We start from the raw sequence: 17,564 nt of genomic DNA on the forward strand, positions 1-17,564 counted from the left end.
ATTTATGTTTACAAAAAAAATAATAATAAAAAGTGAGAAAGACACAATAAACCTAGCTAAAAAAATAGGCCCTCTTTTAAAGAAAAAAGATATAGTTGTTCTAAACGGAGATTTAGGAGCAGGAAAAACATTTTTCTCAAGAGCACTAATTAGAAACCTTAGCAATAATGATAATCAAGAAGTTCCTTCTCCTACATTTACACTTGTGCAATTTTACGATTTACCAGATTTTACTCTTTGGCATTTTGATTTATACAGAATCAAACACCCTGAAGAGGTTTATGATTTAGGTTGGGAAGATGCTTGTTACGATGGAGTAGTTCTTGTTGAATGGCCTCAAAAGCTAGAACACTTAACTCCAAAAGATAGGCTAGAAATAGAGATTTCTTTTGAAGAAAACTCAAGTAATAGAATAGCCTTGATTAAAGGACATGGAGAAATGGAAGAGCGTTTAAATGGGATCGATTTATAACATACCTTTTGGAATTGACTTTTGTGATTTTCTAGCAGATGAATTGTTAGAGAAGACAAACGGTGATGTTATAGAACTATCTAAATATCTTGTTATATTACCAACATCAAGATCTGTAAGAAACTTAAGAAGTGCTTTTTCTGCAAAAACTACCAACATGATTCTTCCTCAAATAATATCTTTGAACATGTTTGATGAAGAGAGTATTTCAATATTGACAAATACAGATATTCCTCTGTCTATATCTGATATAAAAAGATGTTTTGTTTTATCTAACTTTATTTTAGAAGATTCAAGTTTTGAACTAAATAAATCTCAATCAATAAAGCTGGCTTATGAGCTAGGATCTTTGATGGATAAAATAGAAACAGAGAACTTATCAATTGATAATTTAGATTCCATTGTCCCAGAGGACTTTTCTAAACACTGGCAATTAACATTAGATTTTATAAGAAATGTTTATAACTTTTGGGAAGCTTACCTAGAAAAAGAAAACTTAATATCAAAAGCAAAACAGAGAAACTTAATATTGGAGAAACAATCTAATATATGGAAACAAGAGAATACAGATAAAAACATAATTATTGCAGGATTTTCTAGCACAATCCCATCCATGCTTAAACTTATAAAAACAGTTTATAGTTTAAAAAATGGCACAATAATACTTCAAGGATTAGATAGGAGTTTAGACTTCAGCAATATAAATGAAATTAATTATAATTTTGGTAATCACGAAATAATTAATTTTTTAAATATTGATAAGAATGAAGTTAAGGATTTAACATCTAAATTAAGCAAAAGACAAAAGCTAACTAGTCTATCTATGCTACCTGCAAACAAAATAACAAAATGGAGAGATAACCATTCTCTAGAAAAATCTTTAGATAATTTATTTTATGCAGAATGTGAAAATGAACAAGACGAAGCAGAGATTATCTCCCTAATATTAAGATATGAATTAGAAAAAAAGGAACAAAAAGTTTCTTTAATAACTCCTGATAGGAACTTAGCTAGATGTGTAACAAGTAAGCTAGAGCGATGGGGTATAATGGCTAATGATTCATCTGGTCAACCTCTTCAATATACACCAATAGCTAACTGGTTGAAACTAGTCTTAAACATGGTGTGTGATAACTTTTCTATTCTATCATATTTAGCTTGTATGAAACACCCTTTTGCAAGCTGTGGTCAAAGCAAGTCTCTTTTTAAGTCATCTATTAAAGAAGCAGAAGTACTCTTTAGAACAGAGAAAAAATTTACCTTGCCAGAGTATATTTTAAATTCAGCAGGAATACTAAAAGATAAAAAAGAACACTCGTTCAAAGAATTAATTAAAGCTCATGTTTTATTTGCAGAAAAATTAGCAGCATCAGATGAAATGTCAGGAGATGAAATAATTTGGAAAGGAGACTTTTCTGAAGAATTAGCAAACTATATTCACGAAGTTTTTGAGAACTCTACCAATGAAAAAATAACTCTTGAAGAGTATGCTGAAGTATTCACATTATTGATGTCGAATCAACAGGTGAGAAAAAAATATGGATTCCACCCAAGATTATCAATATTAGGTTTAACAGAATCAAGATTAATGACAACTGATGTTACAGTTTTAGGTGGGCTGAACGAAAACATATGGCCTCCAGAGCCAGATATAGATGGCTGGATGTCCAGACCAATGAAAAAAGATTTTGGCATGAGTTCTCCAGATAAAAATATTGGAACTTCTGCTTTTGATTTTTGTAATGCCTTTAACTTTGACAAAGTTTATTTAACCAGAGCAAAAAAGTCTAATACATCTATAAACATTAAATCTAGGTTCTTAAATAGAATAGAAGGAGTTCTTAACTCTAAGGGCTTAAATATCCCTATAGATAAAAACTGGGTTAAGTTTGAAAAAGAGTTAACTAAAGTAGATCTAATTGAACCTGTAAAACCTTGCCCCTGCCCAAAAGAAGAAGCTAGATTAAAAGGAGATATCTCTGTTACATCTATAGACATGCTAACCAAAGATCCTTATGCTTTTTATGCAAAAACAATTTTAAAGCTTTATAAATTAGACGAACTTGAAGAGGAATTATCTGCAGCAACTAAAGGTAATATAATACACAAATGCTTAGAAGAGTTTATAAAAAAATATCCTAAAGATTTGCCTGATAATCCTAAAGAAGAGTTGATAGAAATTAGCAAAGCTATATTTAAGGAAAAGCTTGGAGATAGCAAATACCATTCTTTTTGGTGGCCTAAATTTGAAAAAGCAATTACCTCCTTTATTAAAGAAGAGGTAAAAAGAAGACAAGAAGGGTATCAAAATATAGCTACAGAGACAAAAGGCAACATTGTTATAGATGGAGCTAATATAATTGCTAAAGCAGATAGAATTGATATTGGTATGAATGGAGTGAATATCATAGACTATAAAACAGGAACACTACCTTATGCAAAAGAAATAGAGAATCTCGACTATATGCAATTATCAATTGAAGCATTAATTGCAAACAATAATGGCTTCAACATTGCAAAAACAAAAGACAATGTAGATAAAATTTTAATTTGGTCAATAAAAGATGAAAAAAAAGAGTTTAGAAAAAAAGATATTGATGAAGAGTATTTACAGCAGACCCTAGACAAGTTAAAAGAGTTAATTGCTAAGTTCAAATATGGGAAAGAACCTTTTGTTGCAGAGCCTCATGATAACAAACATCTTAAATACAATAAATATGAGCATTTAGCTAGATTAAAGTTATGGAGGGAATTAGATGACGAGTATTAAAGACATACAAAAAATTGCTAACGACTCTCAAGCACAAGCATCTAATCCAATGTCATCAGTTTGGGTTTCTGCATCAGCAGGGTCAGGTAAAACTAAAGTCTTAAGAGATAGAGTTCTAAGATTATTATTAACCGGAGTTTCTCCTCATAAGATAGTTTGTTTAACTTTTACAAAAGCTGCTGCTTCTGAAATGGCAAGTAGAATAAATAATACTCTACAAGAGTGGTCCATAATGCCAGATGAAGACCTTAGAAAAGAATTAATAAAGCTACCAATAAATCAAACAATCTCTGATGAAATAATGTCAAAAGCAAGAGAGCTTTTTGCAATAATTTTGGATTCACCTTTAAATATTCAAAACCTTCACTCTTTCTGTCAAAAAATACTAAAAAGGTTTCCTTTAGAGTCTGAAGTCTCTCCTCACTTTGAAGTTATTGATGAAGTAAACTCAGACCTTATACTTCAAAACTCTATATCAAAAGCAATAAAAAATAAGGACATTCAAGAAGATATAAAAAGAATACTATCTGTTATATCTGAAAAAGATTTTGAGAGTCTGACTAAAAATATTACTTCAAATAAAAACAAACTATTTGAAGTTCTTAAGAAATATAGAGAGGATATATTTTCTGAGCTTTCTAACTTTTGGCAAGTATATAAAAGCACTTCAGAAGAAAAAATTTGTGCAGAATTTTTAAAACAATTTAGTAACAATGATTTAATAGAATCTGTTTTGAAAGAAGCCGGGGGAAAAAGAGCTATATCCTGTTTAAATTTGTTTGAATTATATAAAGATAACTCTGTTCCTGTAGAAATAAGATTCGATAAATACAAAAATATATTTATATCAAACAGTACTCTTAAACCTAATGGGAATCACATAAAGATTTTTGAAAAAGCAGAGCAAAGTGATATTTTCTCATATGAAGCAAATAGATGTATAGATACAATAGAAAAGATAAAAAACTTAAAACTCTATAAATTAAACAAATCATTCTTACACCTATCTTTAGAAATAGTTAATACTTATAGCGAACAGAAAGAATCTCTATCAGTTTTAGACTTCGATGATCTAATTTTTAAAGCTCTTAGCCTGTTAAAAAAATCAGATATAAATCCTTGGGTCATGTTTAAACTTGATGGAGGAATCAGCCATATACTAGTGGATGAAGCACAAGATACATCTCCTGATTTATGGGAGATAATTGATAGACTTACTGATGAATTTTTCGTAGGTAGCTCAACTGAAGAAATTATACAAAAAACTTTATTTGTGGTTGGAGATGAAAAGCAATCAATTTACTCTTTCCAAGGAGCTGATTTAAAATTATTCCAAGAGAAAAAGACTTTCTTCAAGAAAAAAATTAAACATGCTGGAAACTCTTTTGAAGAAGTTCCTATGTCTGTATCATTTAGATCTTTACCTGGAGTTTTAAAATTTGTCGATGAAGTATTTAAAAACAATGAAGAGGGTATTGCAAAAGAAACAATTGAACATACAGCTTTTAAAGAAAACTCTCCGGGATATATAGAGGTTTGGGATCATATAGAAAATGATAAAGATAATAATTTAAAAGCTTTTGAAATATCAGTTAAAAAAATGGTTTCCAAAATAAGAGAGCTATTGGATAGCAAAGATATTTTACCAGCAACAAATAAGCCTATATCTCCAGCTGATATTATGATATTGTTAAGTTCTAGAAAAACTAATTTTTTAAACCTGCTTTATAGAGAGTTAAAAGCTAAATCAATACCAGTTGAGGGTGCTGATAAATTCTATTTACAAAAAGAGTTATTAGTTGATGATTTTGTTAGCCTAATAAAATTTCTTTTACTACCAAGTGATGATTTAAGTTTAGCTGAGCTACTAAAAACACCTCTTATAAACATTAGTGAAGAAGACTTATTTGAGTTAGCATACAATAGAAACAAAGAAACATTATGGAGCAGACTACTTAAAAGCTCAAAACATAAAAACATAGTTAATTATTTAACAAATTTATTAAAAAAAGTTGATTTTATTAGACCATATGACTTTATAAACTATATTTTAATATCTCCTTGTCCCAATGATGACATTTCAGGAAAAAGAGCTTTCATAAAACACATTGGGGAACATGTAAAAGAAACAATTGATGAGCTGTTAATATTTAGCATAAACTTTGAAAAACTAAATATTATTTCTATGCAGAATTTCTTACATGAGCTTATAAATAGCTCTATAGAAATAAAAAGAGAATTTGAAAAATCAACAAAAGTAAAAGTTATGACTATACATGGATCAAAGGGACTTGAATCTCCTATTGTATTTTTACCAGACACAACTAAAAGCTCTACATTCATGGGAAAAGAAAGAGTCTTTTGGAATCGAAATTTTCCTATATGGCTTCCAAAAAAAGAAATGATGTCAGATATATCTGAAGATGCTTATAATGAGGCTAGAAAACTAAAAATAGAAGAGCATAAAAGGTTATTATATGTAGCTCTAACAAGAGCTGAGGACAGATTATACATCAGCTCTTACGGTGAAAAGCATATTGCTGAATCTTGGAGATATAAACTATACGATTCGATAAAATCTATAGGTAATTCTATAGAAGGTGGTTATTGCTATGGAAATACAACTTATGATTTAAATAAATCTAAAAGCAAACTTAAAGACAAAAAAATAATGGCTCCTGAAATTAAAAATAAAGACTTTATATTTAAAGAAATAGAAAATGAAGGTATGGAAGAAACTCCTAAAACACCTTCGTTGCTTGAAGAGAATATAAGTGTTTCTCCATTTAAAAATAACGATTCTATATTCTTTAAGCGAGGGTTAATAATTCATAAGCTTTTAGAGATACTTCCAAACACTAGCAACAAAGAATTAGCTTGTAGTGATTTCTTGAAGAACTCTAAACACGGTTTATCGCAAGAGCAAATATTACAAATAAAAATAGAGATTATGAGCATATTTAATAATTATTCCTACTTATTTTCAGAAAATTCTTTTGCCGAAGTTCCTATAGTTGGAGAAATAAATGGTGAAAAATACTCAGGTGTAATTGATAGACTTTGCATAAAAGAAGATGAAATTATAATAGTTGATTATAAATCAAACAGACCCCCAGCAGAAACAGCAGAAGATACCCCTAATTCTTATAAAAAGCAATTAGAAATATATAAGGGCATACTTTCAAAAGTATACCCAAATAAAAATATTAAAACTGCAATATTATGGACAAATACTAGTAAGTTGATTTTCCTGAATCAAGCTTAAAATTAAGTCCTTCTAAATAATCTTCTTCTGTTTTTCTTCTATGATCATTGAAATCATATTTAGCAAATATATTTTCACCTCTAACATCAGAGGAGAAACTAATATCTAAAACATCTGATCCAAATAAAACCTGCTTATTTGTTGAAAATATTAAGTCATTAAAATCTAATGTTACAACAATAAAAAATATTCTCTTCTTATTATGTATAGCTAAATTTGGAATAACAGTCTCTGCTTTTTCTAAAGGTAGATCTAAATATTTTAAATTAATAAAAGCATCCAAATCAACAAAAAAAGTTTTTTTCAACAAAGATATATTATGATATGCACATTTGTTCTCAGATTTACTCAAAGGTAGTTTTATATTTGATATATTATTAAAGAAACTTCTCTTGTTCAATATTATTCTCTGCTTATCAAAATCATATTTTTCTATATACAAGGATTTAACAAATCTATAAATATGTGGGTTTGTCTTTTTATTTTTTAATAAAGACTCTTTTAACTTATTTCTATATTTTTCTCTTTCAATTTCATTGCTAAATAGTAATTTATTCTCTTCACAAGATTTTATAGCTATATAATCATCTAAAAAAGATCTATCATCCAAAAGATAAGAGTCTGAAAACTTAACAAAAGTATCAATTATATTACCTATTTTTGGTTGATATACCTTATCATTAGTTTCTTCTTGAGCAAAACTCGATGTAAGTGTTAATAATAATAAAACTATTATCAAAAAAGTTTTTTTCATATGTTCTCCATTTTTATTTGATTAATATTTAATTTATTATATAATACACATAACACAAATAAACAAGAAAAAACATTATGAAAAAAGATAAAAGATATTATAAATTACTCCCTTTATCGGAGTCTTTATCAAGAATTTACAAAAAAAACTCAAAGAACAATGATTATCAATTTCTAAATTTAATCAAGAATTGGGATAAAATTGTAGGTAAAGAATACTCTAAAATATTAAAACCTATAAAAGTAATATCAAAAACTTCATCATTAGTTGTTATGTCTGATAGAAATTTTTCTTTAGAAGCAAAATATATTTCTCCAATGCTTATTGAAAAAATAAATATTTTCTATGGTTATAAAAGCTTTAAAAAAATAGAGTTTGTTTTTAAGGACAAAAGTTTAAAAACAAATCAAAAACCTATTATTATACCAAGTGAATTAAAAAATAAGATTGAAGAAAAAGTTTGCAATATAGAGAATGATGATTTAAAAATAGCTTTAGAGAGATTAGGAAAATCAATGGCACAAAGAGGAAAATTAAAATGATAAAAAAAATAATATTAACACTAGCTTTAATTATACTATGTAAAAATTCTTTTGCAATAAATAATAATATAATGATTGGAGAAAAAAATGCTCCTGTAAAAATCAAAGTATATTATTCTATGGCTTGCTATCCTTGTAAAAAATTTCACACAGAAATAGCTCCTCAAATAGAGAGAGACTTTATAGTAGATAATAAAGCATCACTAGAGTATGTTCCTTATCCTTTAGATTATGCCTCTATAGGTGTGGAAGCTATTCTATCTTGCATACCTGATGCTAGAGACCATTACAATGCTATGAGTGCTATGTTTGAGCATCAAGAAGATTGGACTTATGCTGATGATAGGTTTAATACTATATCAGAAGTTCTTTCACCATATATATCAAGAGAAAGAATATATGAATGTCAAAAAGATAAGAAATCATTTGTAGAGTTTCTAAAAAGAATTGATGAATATAAGCAAAAAAAAGTAGTTAGAGGTACTCCAACTATTTATATAAATGGGAAACCATTTAAAGGCAGCTTAATTTATAAAGATATAAAATCTCAAATTAATTCTGCCTTAAAATAAATACTAATATATTGGGAAGTTATCACACATATTGATAACTTTTGATCTAGTTGTTTTTATAACTTTCTTTTCTTTAGATGTTCCAACAGCTTTTAGAACATTAGAAATCATAACGGCAATTTTTTTAAATTCTTTTTCTTTAAATCCTCTAGTTGTTCCAGCAGGAGTTCCAAGTCTTATACCAGATGTTACAAATGGAGATTCAGGATCATTTGGAATAGTGTTTTTATTACAAGTTAGTCCTGCTTCTTCAAGAGCTTTCTCTGCTTTTTTACCAGTTAGTTTTACACTTCTTAAATCAACAAGAACAATATGAGAATCTGTACCCTCTGATACAACATTAACTCCATTTTCTTGTAAAGTTTTAGCTAACATCTTTGAATTTTTTAAAACTTGTTTCTGATATTTTTTAAAGCTTGTTTTTAAAGCTTCGCCAAAACAAACCGCCTTACCAGCTATAACATGCTCTAAAGGACCGCCTTGCAGTCCAGGAAATATTGCAGAATTTATTTTCTTAGTTAAGTCTTTATTATTCCATAAAATTAAGCCACCTCTAGGACCTCTTAGAGTCTTATGAGTAGTTGATGTAACAACATCTGCATACTTCATAGGAGAATCATAAATATTTGCAGCTATAAGCCCTGCATAATGAGCCATATCAACCATTAAATAAGCACCAACACTATCTGCTATTTCTCTAAACTTTTTAAAATCAATTTGTCTAGAGTAAGCAGAGGCTCCTGCAATAATTAATTTTGGTTTGTGTTTTTTAGCAAGCTTTTCAACTTCTTCATAATTCAAGAAACCATCATCATTTACACCATAAGATACAGGTTTAAACCATTTCCCAGACATATTAACAGGACAGCCATGAGTTAAATGTCCACCATTATCAAGAGACATTCCTAAAATTTTATCTCCTGGATTTAAAAGAGCTAAAAAAACGGCTTGATTTGCTTGAGAACCAGAATTAGGCTGAACATTAGCATATTTACATCCAAACAATTCACAAACTCTATCTATAGCTAATTGCTCAATATTATCAACGAACTCACAACCACCGTAATATCTTTTACCAGGATAGCCTTCTGCATACTTATTAGTTAAAATAGATCCTTGAGCCTCCATAACAGCTTTCGATACTAAGTTCTCAGAAGCTATTAATTCGATTCCATCTCTTTGCCTTTTGAACTCTTTTTTAATATTTTTATATACAGCTTTATCAGCTAATTTTAAACCTCTTGTAAAAAATCTCATTAACTATTTCTCCTTTATATTTTATCTATTCTTTTTTGATGTCTTCCTTTTGCAAAATTCGTATTTAGAAATGTCTGCATTATATTAATTGCATCTTCTGAGCTTGTAATTCTAGCTCCAAGAACTAAAACATTTGCATCATTATGTTCTCTTGATAACTTTGCCATTTCAGAATCTAAACAAAGAGCTGCTCTGATAATTTTATGTCTATTTGCAGCTATAGACATTCCTATTCCAGTTCCACAAATTAAAATACCTTTTGGAGCCTTGTTTAACTTAATTAAACTACATAATTTATTTGCATAGTCGGGGTAATCAACAGATTCTCCCGATTTATAAGTTCCGCAATCATGAACTTCGTATTTATTTTCTTCTAGAAATTTTATCAACTCTTTTTTTAAATCAAAACCTGCATGATCAGAGCCTATTAATATTTTTTTATTTTTAAACATGATTAACTCCTGGATATTATTTTATAGATATTATTCTCTTTGCAAAAAATAATCAAGTTAAAAAATTAGTCCCAAATAGAATCTTTTATTTTTTCTAACATTTTCTTATGAGCCTCTAACTCTTCACTACTTATTTCGAATCTTCTAGGCTCTTTAAAATCTCTTTTTACACTACTTGTTAAAAAAGTTTTCTTATTATTATTTTCCGATTCTTTTAAAAACTCAGGTTGCTTACCACCACAAAGCTCCAAATAAACTTCTGATAATAACCTAGCATCTAAAAGAGCTCCATGAAGAACACGATTCGAATTATCTATACCAAATCTTCTACAAAGAGCATCAAGATTTGCAGGGGACCCTGGAAACTTTTGTCTAGCAATTAAAAGAGTATCTACAATTTTATTTTCTAACTTTTTATAGCCAATATTTTCTAACTCATAATTTAAGAATTTCATATCAAACTCAGCATTATGAATAACTAGTGGAGAATCACCTATAAATTCAATAAACTCTTTAGATACTTGTGAGAATATAGGCTTATCTGCTAAGAACTCATTTGTTAATCCATGGATTCTAATAGTTTCTTCAGGAACTTCTCTTTCTGGATTTATATATAAATGACATACATTTTCTGTAGGCACATGGTTTATTAACTCTACGCAACCTATTTCAACTATTTTATCTCCTGTAAAAGGATCAAATCCTGTGGTTTCTGTATCTAAGGCAATTTCTCTCATAAAAAAATTTATAAATCATTTAAATATTATATTCAAGGAAAAATTTTATTAAAAAAATTATTAACTAACAATCCATACAATTAATATAAATATATTTTATATTTTTTGTTTATTTAGTTTGTACTGTTAATTATGGTGATTATTTTTTATGAACAGTTTATCCACAATATAATAAACATGTGTTTATATCAAATATATATTAGATTATAAGGTTTTTTTATAAAAAGTTATCTTTTATACCTCTTTGTTAATTCTTTTATTCACTTGTTTATAAAAAAATAATTTTTTGTTTGTAAGAGTGGTTTTTTCCACTTTTCCTTAGTTTTTACTAATTAAGTAAAATTTTATTCACAAAGTTATACACAGAAAAAAACATTGATTTTTTTTTATTTATAATATATAGATTACTATTAAAGAGTGTAAAAAGAAGGGAATCGCTAAAAATGTCACTTGATAATAAATGGAATGAAGCAAAAAATATCTTAAAAAGAGACTTAGGCGATACTTTGTACTCAAGATGGATTGAACCAATAAATGTGTGCCAACAAGTTCAAGATACTATATTAATGGCTGTTCCGACAAATTTTATGAAAACATGGATTGTTAGTAACTATATAGATAATATTGTTTCTAGCTGGAAGGATATTGACGATTCTGTAGTAAATATCGATTTTATGGTTATGGATGATTTTAAATCAGCAGATAATACAGAATCGAAGGAAGAAGTTGTAGAAGAAAAAGAAACAATAAAATTTGATATATCTTTGGATGAAAGTTTAAAATTCGAAAATTTTGTTGTAGGTAAGACAAATGAATTTGCTTATTCTGCAGCAAAAAGAATCGCAAATTCTGATAAAGTTGATTTTAATCCTCTGTTTTTATATGGAGGAGTTGGTCTTGGAAAAACTCATTTAATGAATGCTATCGCTTGGGAGATTAAAGAAAAATTCCCTAAGAAAAAAATTGCATATATGTCCGCTGAGAATTTTATGTATCAGTTTATTAATGCTCTTAGAGGCAATAATGCTATGGATTTTAAAAATAATTTCAGATCTGTAGATGTTTTAATGATTGATGATATTCAATTTATTTGTGGAAAAGATTCTACTCAAGAAGAATTTTTTCATACATTTAACTCGTTGGTAGATCAAAATAAACAGATAATAATATCTGCGGATAAAAGTCCTTCAGATTTGGAAGGTATGGAGTTAAGATTAAAAACTAGACTTGGATGGGGATTAGTTGCAGACATTCATCCTACAACTTATGAGTTAAGATTAGGTATTTTACAATCAAAATTAGAAGGTTTTAGTATTCCTGTTCCTGATGATGTCCTAGATTTCTTAGCTGATAACATTACTTCAAATGTTAGAGAGTTAGAAGGAGCTCTAAATAGAGTTGTAGCACATAGTGAACTAGTTGGTCGTCCAGTTACTATAGCAAGTTCTAAAGAGCTTTTAAGTGATATATTAAGGTCAAATAGTCAGAAAGTTACGGTTGAAGAAATTCAAAAAGCTGTTTCAAACCATTATAATATTAAAAATTCAGAGATGCAATCTGATAGAAGAAGTAGAAATGTGGCTAGACCTAGACAAGTTGCGATGTATTTATCTAAACAAATGACCTCTTATTCTTTGCCAGAAATCGGTAGAAAATTTGGTGGTAGAGATCATACAACAGTTATGCATGCAATAAAAACTATTAATAATCTTAAAGTTGAGAATGCAAGTATTAAAGAAGATATAGAAATAATTACTCGTAATCTTGGATAAAAAGTATATCCTTATCTTAATTAAGTTAAAGTGTTAATATAAAAAAACTTGACAAAAGGAATTTAATCCTATATAAGATTGGTTGAAAACAGTTGTTTTCATTTGAGTTTAAAGATAAAAGCTCTCGATTAATTCGAGGGCTTATTTTTTATATAGGAGGAAAAAATGGAAGAAAAAAACTTTTTAAAATCAAAAACTATGATTGGAGCTTTTGTAGCTTTATTTGCTTTAATATTATCAAATTTGTTTGGGTATGAAATATCTGTAGAAGATAAGACTCAAATTACAGAAATAATTATCACCTCTATAGGTTCTGCGGGTGCATTATTTGCTATGTACGGCAGAGTTAAGGCAACAAAGAAAGTCTCTTTAAAAAAATAATTTGCTGACTTTTATATTTTTTTATGTTAATCTTTATCTTGTTTAAAAGAAGGGAGTTTATTATGAAAAAAATTAAATATTTAGTGCTACTATTAGTCTTATTACTGTTGTTGGTTATTGGCTTTTTGTTCTCACCATTATTTCCTAGATATCTTGCAAAGGGAATTGAACATTTTGGTAGTAAAGCTATGAAAACAGATGTTAGTCTAGAAAAAATTGATTTAAGTATTTTAGATGGATCTATATCATTACAAAATCTTGAAATCTCAAGTCCAGAAGGATTCTCTAGCAAGGCCTTTAGATTGGATAATGTTTTTGTTGATTTAGATATAAAATCTGTTTTTAAAGAAGTTATAGTTATAGATTCTATATTAATGCAGTCTCCAAAAATAACACTTGAAAAACAAGGTAGAAACCTTAATGCTTTATTAAAAGGTATGGAGCCTAAAAAAGAAATTAAGGAAACAAAGGAAACTTCTAAAAAAGATGAAGTGGTTACAGCTGAAAAGAAAGTTATTATAAAAAGTTTATTAGTACAGGATGCTAAAGTGGCTGTAGGAGATACTTTTAATATTAACTTACCAGATATATCTATTAAAGATTTGGGTGAAGAGAAGGAACCTTTAAAAGCTTCAACAGCTTTATATGATGTTTTGAGCATTGTTTCAAAAGATTCTCTAGGAGCTCTTGCTTCAAAAGGTAAAGAAACATTAAAAGATATAGAAGATACAGCAAAAGATTTTATAAAAGGATTTTTTAAATAGAAAAAAGAGCAGTTGAAAAACTGCTCTTTTTTTGTTATTTATTGAAAACGGAGTATTTTTCTTTTAATAACTTATAAATCAGAAATATTTTTAGCAAAGAGAAAAAGAAAACTAGCAGTTTAAAACTTCGCTAGATTTTTTAAAAATAAAATTGATTTAATTTAAAATGGTAGCAAGGGAGGGATTTGAACCCCCGACACAAGGATTATGATTCCTCTGCTCTAACCAACTGAGCTACCCTGCCACGAGTATTTTGTATTAGCGAATATACTATGCTAATACGAAATAGTCAAGCTTTTTTTGAAAAATTATTAATCTATAGATCTTTTAATTTTAAAACTTAGTTGTTTATGTTTTATTGTTGCTTTTAACAAGCCCCATGACATAATCATTATTCCCCATAAAAAACCAAACAAAGTTGAGATTAAAACAACCATATATAAAGGCATTTTGTATGCAGATTCTAAAGGAAACATAGAAACATCAACAACAGTTCTGTTGCTTATAGCAAAAATTGCTATAATAAATATGAGAATTAATGAAAAAATAGAGGAAATTATTCTCATAGTTATTTATTTATTCTTTCTTTTAATAATTTACCAGATTTGAAAAATGGGACTGTTTTTTCCTCCACCATTACAGCCTCTCCTGTCTTAGGATTTCTAGATTTTCTAGCATTTCTCAACCTAGTAGAAAAAATGCCGAAACCACGAAGTTCAACTCTTTTTTTATTTTTAAGAGCTTTAATAATTTCTGATAATATAGTATTAACTATCAATTCTGAATCAGAAATTGATAAATGTGGATTCTTTTCTGCCATTTTTTCAATTATGTTAGATTTTTTCATAAAACACCTCTCTTATATATAAATGTTAGTACATAAAACACCAAAAATCAAGGGGTTTTTCTCTTTTCTTAATTCTGTGTTAATATTTTATTGAAAGTTGAAATTTTATTAAATGCTTATTTGTTGGCTTATCGCTATATTTATGAGATTGACTTTTATATATGCTTGTTCTATATATTATATATAGAATTTTATTTATAAAGGAAAAATATATGTGTAATTTAAGCCAAGAGACACAAGTTAATCAATCTAATCAGGAAAAAATAAAAGTATCAATAGATGGTATTGAGACAGAGGTTCTTTACGGAACTACAATTTTACAAGCTGCTAGGAAGTTAGGTATACATATTCCAACATTATGTTATCATGATGATTTATGTATATCAGGATCTTGCAGAATGTGTGTTGTTGAAGCTCAAGGTGGTAGGAAAAATAAGATACAAGCATCTTGTTGTTTTCCTATTTTAGAGCCATTAACTGTAAAGACTAATTCTCCTAGAGTTAGGAAAGCTAGACAAGTAATTGTTGATATGATGATTTCTCAACATATAGGAGAGTGTTATAACTGTCCGAAAAATGGTGAGTGCGAATTGCAAAAGCTAGCAGAGCTATATGGTTCAGGTAAATACACATTCCGCCCTGCTACTCAGCCTGTTTTTGAAATTGATAATAGTTCAAAATCGGTTATTAGAGATATGAATAAGTGTATAAAATGTGGTAGATGCACTAGAGCTTGCGGAGATATGTTGCAAATTGGTGCTATTCATATGGATGGAAGAAGTATTGAAAGAAAAGTTCAAACAATGAATGATTTGCCATTAGGTAGCTCAAAATGTATTGACTGTGGTCAATGTATAACTCATTGCCCTGTTGGAGCTCTATCTATTAATACTCATGAAAATGCGGTTTGGGATGCAATTGATAACCCTAATAAACATGTTGTGGTTCAAACAGCTCCTGCTGTTAGAGTCGCTATTGGTGAAGAGTTTGGTTATGCTCCTGGAACAGTGCTAACAAAAGAGATTGTAACAGCATTAAGAAAAATTGGTTTTGATAAAGTCTTCGATACAACTTTCGGTGCTGATATGACTATTGTTGAGGAAGGTGTTGAATTCTTACAAAGATTGGAGAAAAAATCTAAAGGGGAAGATGTTGTGTTCCCTCAAATGACTTCATGTTGCCCTGGTTGGGTTTCTTATATTGAAAACTTCTACCCAGAGTTTATTCCAAACCTATCAACAACAAAGAGTCCTATTCAAATACAAGGTGCTGCTATTAAAACTTATTATGCAGAAAAAAATGGAATTAATCCAGAGGATATAGTTAGTGTTTCAATGACTCCTTGTACTGCTAAAAAATATGAAGCTCAAAGAGAGGAAATGAATGATTCTGGCTATCAAGATGTGGACTTAACAATCACAACAAGAGAAGTTGCAAAAATGATGAAAAAAGCTGGTGTTATGGATATAACTAAAGAACCTAAGTCAGAATATGATGATATTTTTGGTAAAGAAACAGGTTCTGGTGTTATTTTTGCTACAACAGGTGGTGTTATGGAATCTGCTCTTAGAACTGTTATTGAAATAGTTACAGGAGAAGAAGGTTTAGAAAAATTATTTACTCATGCTGATATAAAACCAGTAAGAGGATTTGACGGAATTAAAACAGCAAAAATAAAAATTGAAAATGTTGTTTCAAAAGTTCCTGAATTTGTTAAAGATGCTTTTGATAACTTTGATTTTGTAAAAGGAGCTGAAGTTAATGTTATGGTAGCTAATGGAATTGCAAATGCTAAAAAAATTCTTGAAGGGCTAAAATCAGGAGATGAAAGATTCTCAAATATTGATTTCATAGAAGTAATGGCTTGCCCTGGTGGTTGCTTAGGCGGTGGTGGACAACCAGTGCCTGTAAATGATGAGATTAGAAAGGCTAGAATGGAAGGTCTTTATAAGCTAGATGCTGGTGCTGAAACAAGAATATCTTATAAAAATCCAGCTGTTGTAGATATTTATAATGATTTTGTAGAAGGGTCTCCATCTACAGGGAAATCTCATAAATTATTCCATACAAGTTATAAGGCTAGAGATGAAGAAGTTGTTGTTCAAGACTCTGATTCTCCAGATTGCGACCCTTCAAAATGTGGTAGTTGCAAACTTAAAGAGCCAATTAAAGAAAACGATGAATATAAAATATAAATAAAGGAAAAATAATGAAAAAACTAACAGTAGGTATAATAGGTTATGGCATTTTAGGTCAATCTTTTGATAAATGGTTAAAGGAAAATACAAATCATGATGTGGTTATATCTGATCCACCGAAAGGAATTAATGATGATTTAACAAAAGCAGATATATTCTTTATTAGTATTCACATTCCTTCAGAGAAAGATGGGACACAGAATTTAAGTGTTTTAAAAAGTATTTTAAAAACAGTGCCTGATAGACCTATTTTTATAAGAACAACAATAAAACCAGGAACTTCTAAAAAATTATCAGAAGAATTTAATAAATCTGTTAACTTTATGCCAGAGTTTTTAACAGAGAGAACAGCATTTGAAGATTTTAAAACACAACCTATGGTTTTTACAAATCATATAGATTTATTAAAAAATGTTTTTATTAATCACTCTTATATTGAGATGACTTCATCAGAAGCAGAGATAGCTAAATATGCTCATAATGTATTTGGAGCTCTAAAAGTTACATATTTTAATGCTATATATGACTATTGTAAAGAAAATTTGTGTGATTATGATAATGTAAAGAAGGGGGTTTTATTAAGTAAATATATTAATGAAACACATACAATGGTTCCTGGTCCAGATGGTTCTTTAGGGTATGGTGGTAAGTGTTTCCCTAAAGATGTTATGGCATTTGATGAAAGTACAAAAAATCATCCGTTAAATGAGCTTATAAAGTCCTTAGAACACCTAAATTCTATTTTTAGAAAGTAGTTAATAAAAAGAGAGCTTGATTTAAA

Annotated in this window: 16 protein-coding genes and 1 tRNA gene; 10 read left to right on the forward strand and 7 right to left on the reverse strand. The window is 28.8% G+C overall.

Annotated elements, in window-relative coordinates; translation table 11 throughout:
- Nucleotides 1-4 precede the first annotated feature (4 nt).
- Genes tsaE through addA form a run of 3 tightly spaced genes read left to right on the forward strand, consistent with a single transcriptional unit; the run spans nucleotide 5 to nucleotide 6,507 of the window.
- Nucleotides 5-472, forward strand: coding sequence for a tRNA (adenosine(37)-N6)-threonylcarbamoyltransferase complex ATPase subunit type 1 TsaE (gene tsaE, locus OIF36_01620; protein ID MCV6599168.1), 468 nt, complete (start codon nucleotides 5-7; stop codon nucleotides 470-472).
- Nucleotides 456-3,242, forward strand: a complete 2,787-nt coding sequence (locus OIF36_01625; GenBank protein ID MCV6599169.1) for a PD-(D/E)XK nuclease family protein — start codon at nucleotides 456-458, stop codon at nucleotides 3,240-3,242. Before tsaE ends, OIF36_01625 begins: the two co-directional genes overlap by 17 nt.
- Nucleotides 3,229-6,507, forward strand: a complete 3,279-nt coding sequence (gene addA / locus OIF36_01630) for a double-strand break repair helicase AddA (GenBank protein MCV6599170.1) — start codon at nucleotides 3,229-3,231, stop codon at nucleotides 6,505-6,507. The genes OIF36_01625 and addA overlap by 14 nt, the downstream gene beginning before the upstream one ends.
- On the opposite strand, the gene OIF36_01635 is transcribed toward addA, so the two are convergent.
- Nucleotides 6,476-7,261 (reverse strand): DUF4852 domain-containing protein, encoded by a 786-nt coding sequence (locus tag OIF36_01635; GenBank protein MCV6599171.1) that lies wholly within the window; start codon nucleotides 7,259-7,261, stop codon nucleotides 6,476-6,478. The two genes, addA and OIF36_01635, sit on opposite strands and share 32 nt — an antisense overlap.
- 77 nt (nucleotides 7,262-7,338) lie before the next feature.
- Here OIF36_01635 and OIF36_01640 point away from each other — a divergent pair, with 77 nt between their 5' ends.
- Together OIF36_01640 and OIF36_01645 are read left to right on the forward strand one after the other, a co-directional pair.
- Nucleotides 7,339-7,803, forward strand: a complete 465-nt coding sequence (locus OIF36_01640) for a DUF721 domain-containing protein (GenBank protein MCV6599172.1) — start codon at nucleotides 7,339-7,341, stop codon at nucleotides 7,801-7,803.
- A complete protein-coding gene (locus OIF36_01645; GenBank protein MCV6599173.1) occupies nucleotides 7,800-8,375 on the forward strand; it encodes a DsbA family protein in 576 nt (191 codons plus the stop codon). Before OIF36_01640 ends, OIF36_01645 begins: the two co-directional genes overlap by 4 nt.
- A gap of 3 nt (nucleotides 8,376-8,378) precedes the next feature.
- On the opposite strand, the gene OIF36_01650 is transcribed toward OIF36_01645, so the two are convergent.
- The 3 genes from OIF36_01650 to dnaQ all read right to left on the reverse strand — a co-directional run bounded on the left by OIF36_01650 (nucleotide 8,379) and on the right by dnaQ (nucleotide 10,821).
- On the reverse strand, nucleotides 8,379-9,632 hold the full coding sequence (locus OIF36_01650) for a serine hydroxymethyltransferase (GenBank protein MCV6599174.1): 1,254 nt from the start codon (nucleotides 9,630-9,632) through the stop codon (nucleotides 8,379-8,381).
- Between the two features lie 14 nt (nucleotides 9,633-9,646).
- Nucleotides 9,647-10,084 carry a ribose 5-phosphate isomerase B gene (gene rpiB / locus OIF36_01655; protein ID MCV6599175.1) on the reverse strand — a complete coding sequence of 146 codons (438 nt, stop codon included), beginning with the start codon at nucleotides 10,082-10,084 and terminating at the stop codon, nucleotides 9,647-9,649.
- Nucleotides 10,085-10,149: 65 nt separating this feature from the next.
- Entirely contained in the window at nucleotides 10,150-10,821 is a 672-nt protein-coding gene (gene dnaQ, locus OIF36_01660) for a DNA polymerase III subunit epsilon (protein ID MCV6599176.1), read from the reverse strand.
- 443 nt (nucleotides 10,822-11,264) lie between these two features.
- Between dnaQ and dnaA the strand changes: the two genes are divergently transcribed.
- The 3 genes from dnaA (at nucleotide 11,265) to OIF36_01675 (ending at nucleotide 13,738) form a co-directional block, all read left to right on the forward strand.
- The gene (gene dnaA / locus OIF36_01665) at nucleotides 11,265-12,593 is read left to right on the forward strand and encodes a chromosomal replication initiator protein DnaA (GenBank protein ID MCV6599177.1); all 1,329 of its coding nucleotides are present in this window, start codon (nucleotides 11,265-11,267) and stop codon (nucleotides 12,591-12,593) included.
- A 165-nt stretch (nucleotides 12,594-12,758) separates the two neighbouring features.
- On the forward strand, nucleotides 12,759-12,974 hold the full coding sequence (locus OIF36_01670; GenBank protein ID MCV6599178.1) for a hypothetical protein: 216 nt from the start codon (nucleotides 12,759-12,761) through the stop codon (nucleotides 12,972-12,974).
- A 62-nt stretch (nucleotides 12,975-13,036) separates the two neighbouring features.
- Complete coding sequence (locus tag OIF36_01675; protein MCV6599179.1) at nucleotides 13,037-13,738, forward strand: AsmA family protein; 702 nt, start codon at nucleotides 13,037-13,039, stop codon at nucleotides 13,736-13,738.
- 167 nt (nucleotides 13,739-13,905) lie between these two features.
- Here the strand turns inward: OIF36_01675 and OIF36_01680 are convergent.
- From OIF36_01680 to OIF36_01690, 3 genes are all read right to left on the reverse strand, one after another.
- A tRNA-Met gene (locus OIF36_01680) sits at nucleotides 13,906-13,982 on the reverse strand.
- 67 nt (nucleotides 13,983-14,049) lie between these two features.
- A complete protein-coding gene (locus tag OIF36_01685; protein ID MCV6599180.1) occupies nucleotides 14,050-14,304 on the reverse strand; it encodes a LapA family protein in 255 nt (84 codons plus the stop codon).
- A 2-nt stretch (nucleotides 14,305-14,306) separates the two neighbouring features.
- Nucleotides 14,307-14,585 (reverse strand): integration host factor subunit beta, encoded by a 279-nt coding sequence (locus tag OIF36_01690; protein MCV6599181.1) that lies wholly within the window; start codon nucleotides 14,583-14,585, stop codon nucleotides 14,307-14,309.
- 212 nt (nucleotides 14,586-14,797) lie between these two features.
- Here OIF36_01690 and OIF36_01695 point away from each other — a divergent pair, with 212 nt between their 5' ends.
- Both OIF36_01695 and OIF36_01700 read left to right on the forward strand, forming a co-directional pair.
- Nucleotides 14,798-16,780 (forward strand): [FeFe] hydrogenase, group A, encoded by a 1,983-nt coding sequence (locus tag OIF36_01695; protein MCV6599182.1) that lies wholly within the window; start codon nucleotides 14,798-14,800, stop codon nucleotides 16,778-16,780.
- 14 nt (nucleotides 16,781-16,794) lie between these two features.
- Nucleotides 16,795-17,538: a UDP-glucose 6-dehydrogenase gene (locus OIF36_01700; GenBank protein ID MCV6599183.1), complete on the forward strand. Its 744-nt coding sequence runs from the start codon at nucleotides 16,795-16,797 to the stop codon at nucleotides 17,536-17,538.
- Nucleotides 17,539-17,564 lie beyond the last annotated feature (26 nt).

This window comes from Alphaproteobacteria bacterium, assembly GCA_025800285.1.
Classification (GTDB): domain Bacteria; phylum Pseudomonadota; class Alphaproteobacteria; order JAOXRX01; family JAOXRX01; genus JAOXRX01.

What these genes read in the sequence shown, in the direction of transcription:
- tsaE (MCV6599168.1), top strand. Translation starts at nt 5, where the DNA reads ATGTTTACAAAAAAAATAATAATAAAAAGTGAGAAAGACACAATAAAC.
- OIF36_01625 (MCV6599169.1), top strand. Translation starts at nt 456, where the DNA reads ATGGGATCGATTTATAACATACCTTTTGGAATTGACTTTTGTGATTTT.
- addA (MCV6599170.1), top strand. Translation starts at nt 3,229, where the DNA reads ATGACGAGTATTAAAGACATACAAAAAATTGCTAACGACTCTCAAGCA.
- OIF36_01635 (MCV6599171.1), bottom strand. Translation starts at nt 7,261, where the DNA reads ATGAAAAAAACTTTTTTGATAATAGTTTTATTATTATTAACACTTACA.
- OIF36_01640 (MCV6599172.1), top strand. Translation starts at nt 7,339, where the DNA reads ATGAAAAAAGATAAAAGATATTATAAATTACTCCCTTTATCGGAGTCT.
- OIF36_01645 (MCV6599173.1), top strand. Translation starts at nt 7,800, where the DNA reads ATGATAAAAAAAATAATATTAACACTAGCTTTAATTATACTATGTAAA.
- OIF36_01650 (MCV6599174.1), bottom strand. Translation starts at nt 9,632, where the DNA reads ATGAGATTTTTTACAAGAGGTTTAAAATTAGCTGATAAAGCTGTATAT.
- rpiB (MCV6599175.1), bottom strand. Translation starts at nt 10,084, where the DNA reads ATGTTTAAAAATAAAAAAATATTAATAGGCTCTGATCATGCAGGTTTT.
- dnaQ (MCV6599176.1), bottom strand. Translation starts at nt 10,821, where the DNA reads ATGAGAGAAATTGCCTTAGATACAGAAACCACAGGATTTGATCCTTTT.
- dnaA (MCV6599177.1), top strand. Translation starts at nt 11,265, where the DNA reads ATGTCACTTGATAATAAATGGAATGAAGCAAAAAATATCTTAAAAAGA.
- OIF36_01670 (MCV6599178.1), top strand. Translation starts at nt 12,759, where the DNA reads ATGGAAGAAAAAAACTTTTTAAAATCAAAAACTATGATTGGAGCTTTT.
- OIF36_01675 (MCV6599179.1), top strand. Translation starts at nt 13,037, where the DNA reads ATGAAAAAAATTAAATATTTAGTGCTACTATTAGTCTTATTACTGTTG.
- OIF36_01685 (MCV6599180.1), bottom strand. Translation starts at nt 14,304, where the DNA reads ATGAGAATAATTTCCTCTATTTTTTCATTAATTCTCATATTTATTATA.
- OIF36_01690 (MCV6599181.1), bottom strand. Translation starts at nt 14,585, where the DNA reads ATGAAAAAATCTAACATAATTGAAAAAATGGCAGAAAAGAATCCACAT.
- OIF36_01695 (MCV6599182.1), top strand. Translation starts at nt 14,798, where the DNA reads ATGTGTAATTTAAGCCAAGAGACACAAGTTAATCAATCTAATCAGGAA.
- OIF36_01700 (MCV6599183.1), top strand. Translation starts at nt 16,795, where the DNA reads ATGAAAAAACTAACAGTAGGTATAATAGGTTATGGCATTTTAGGTCAA.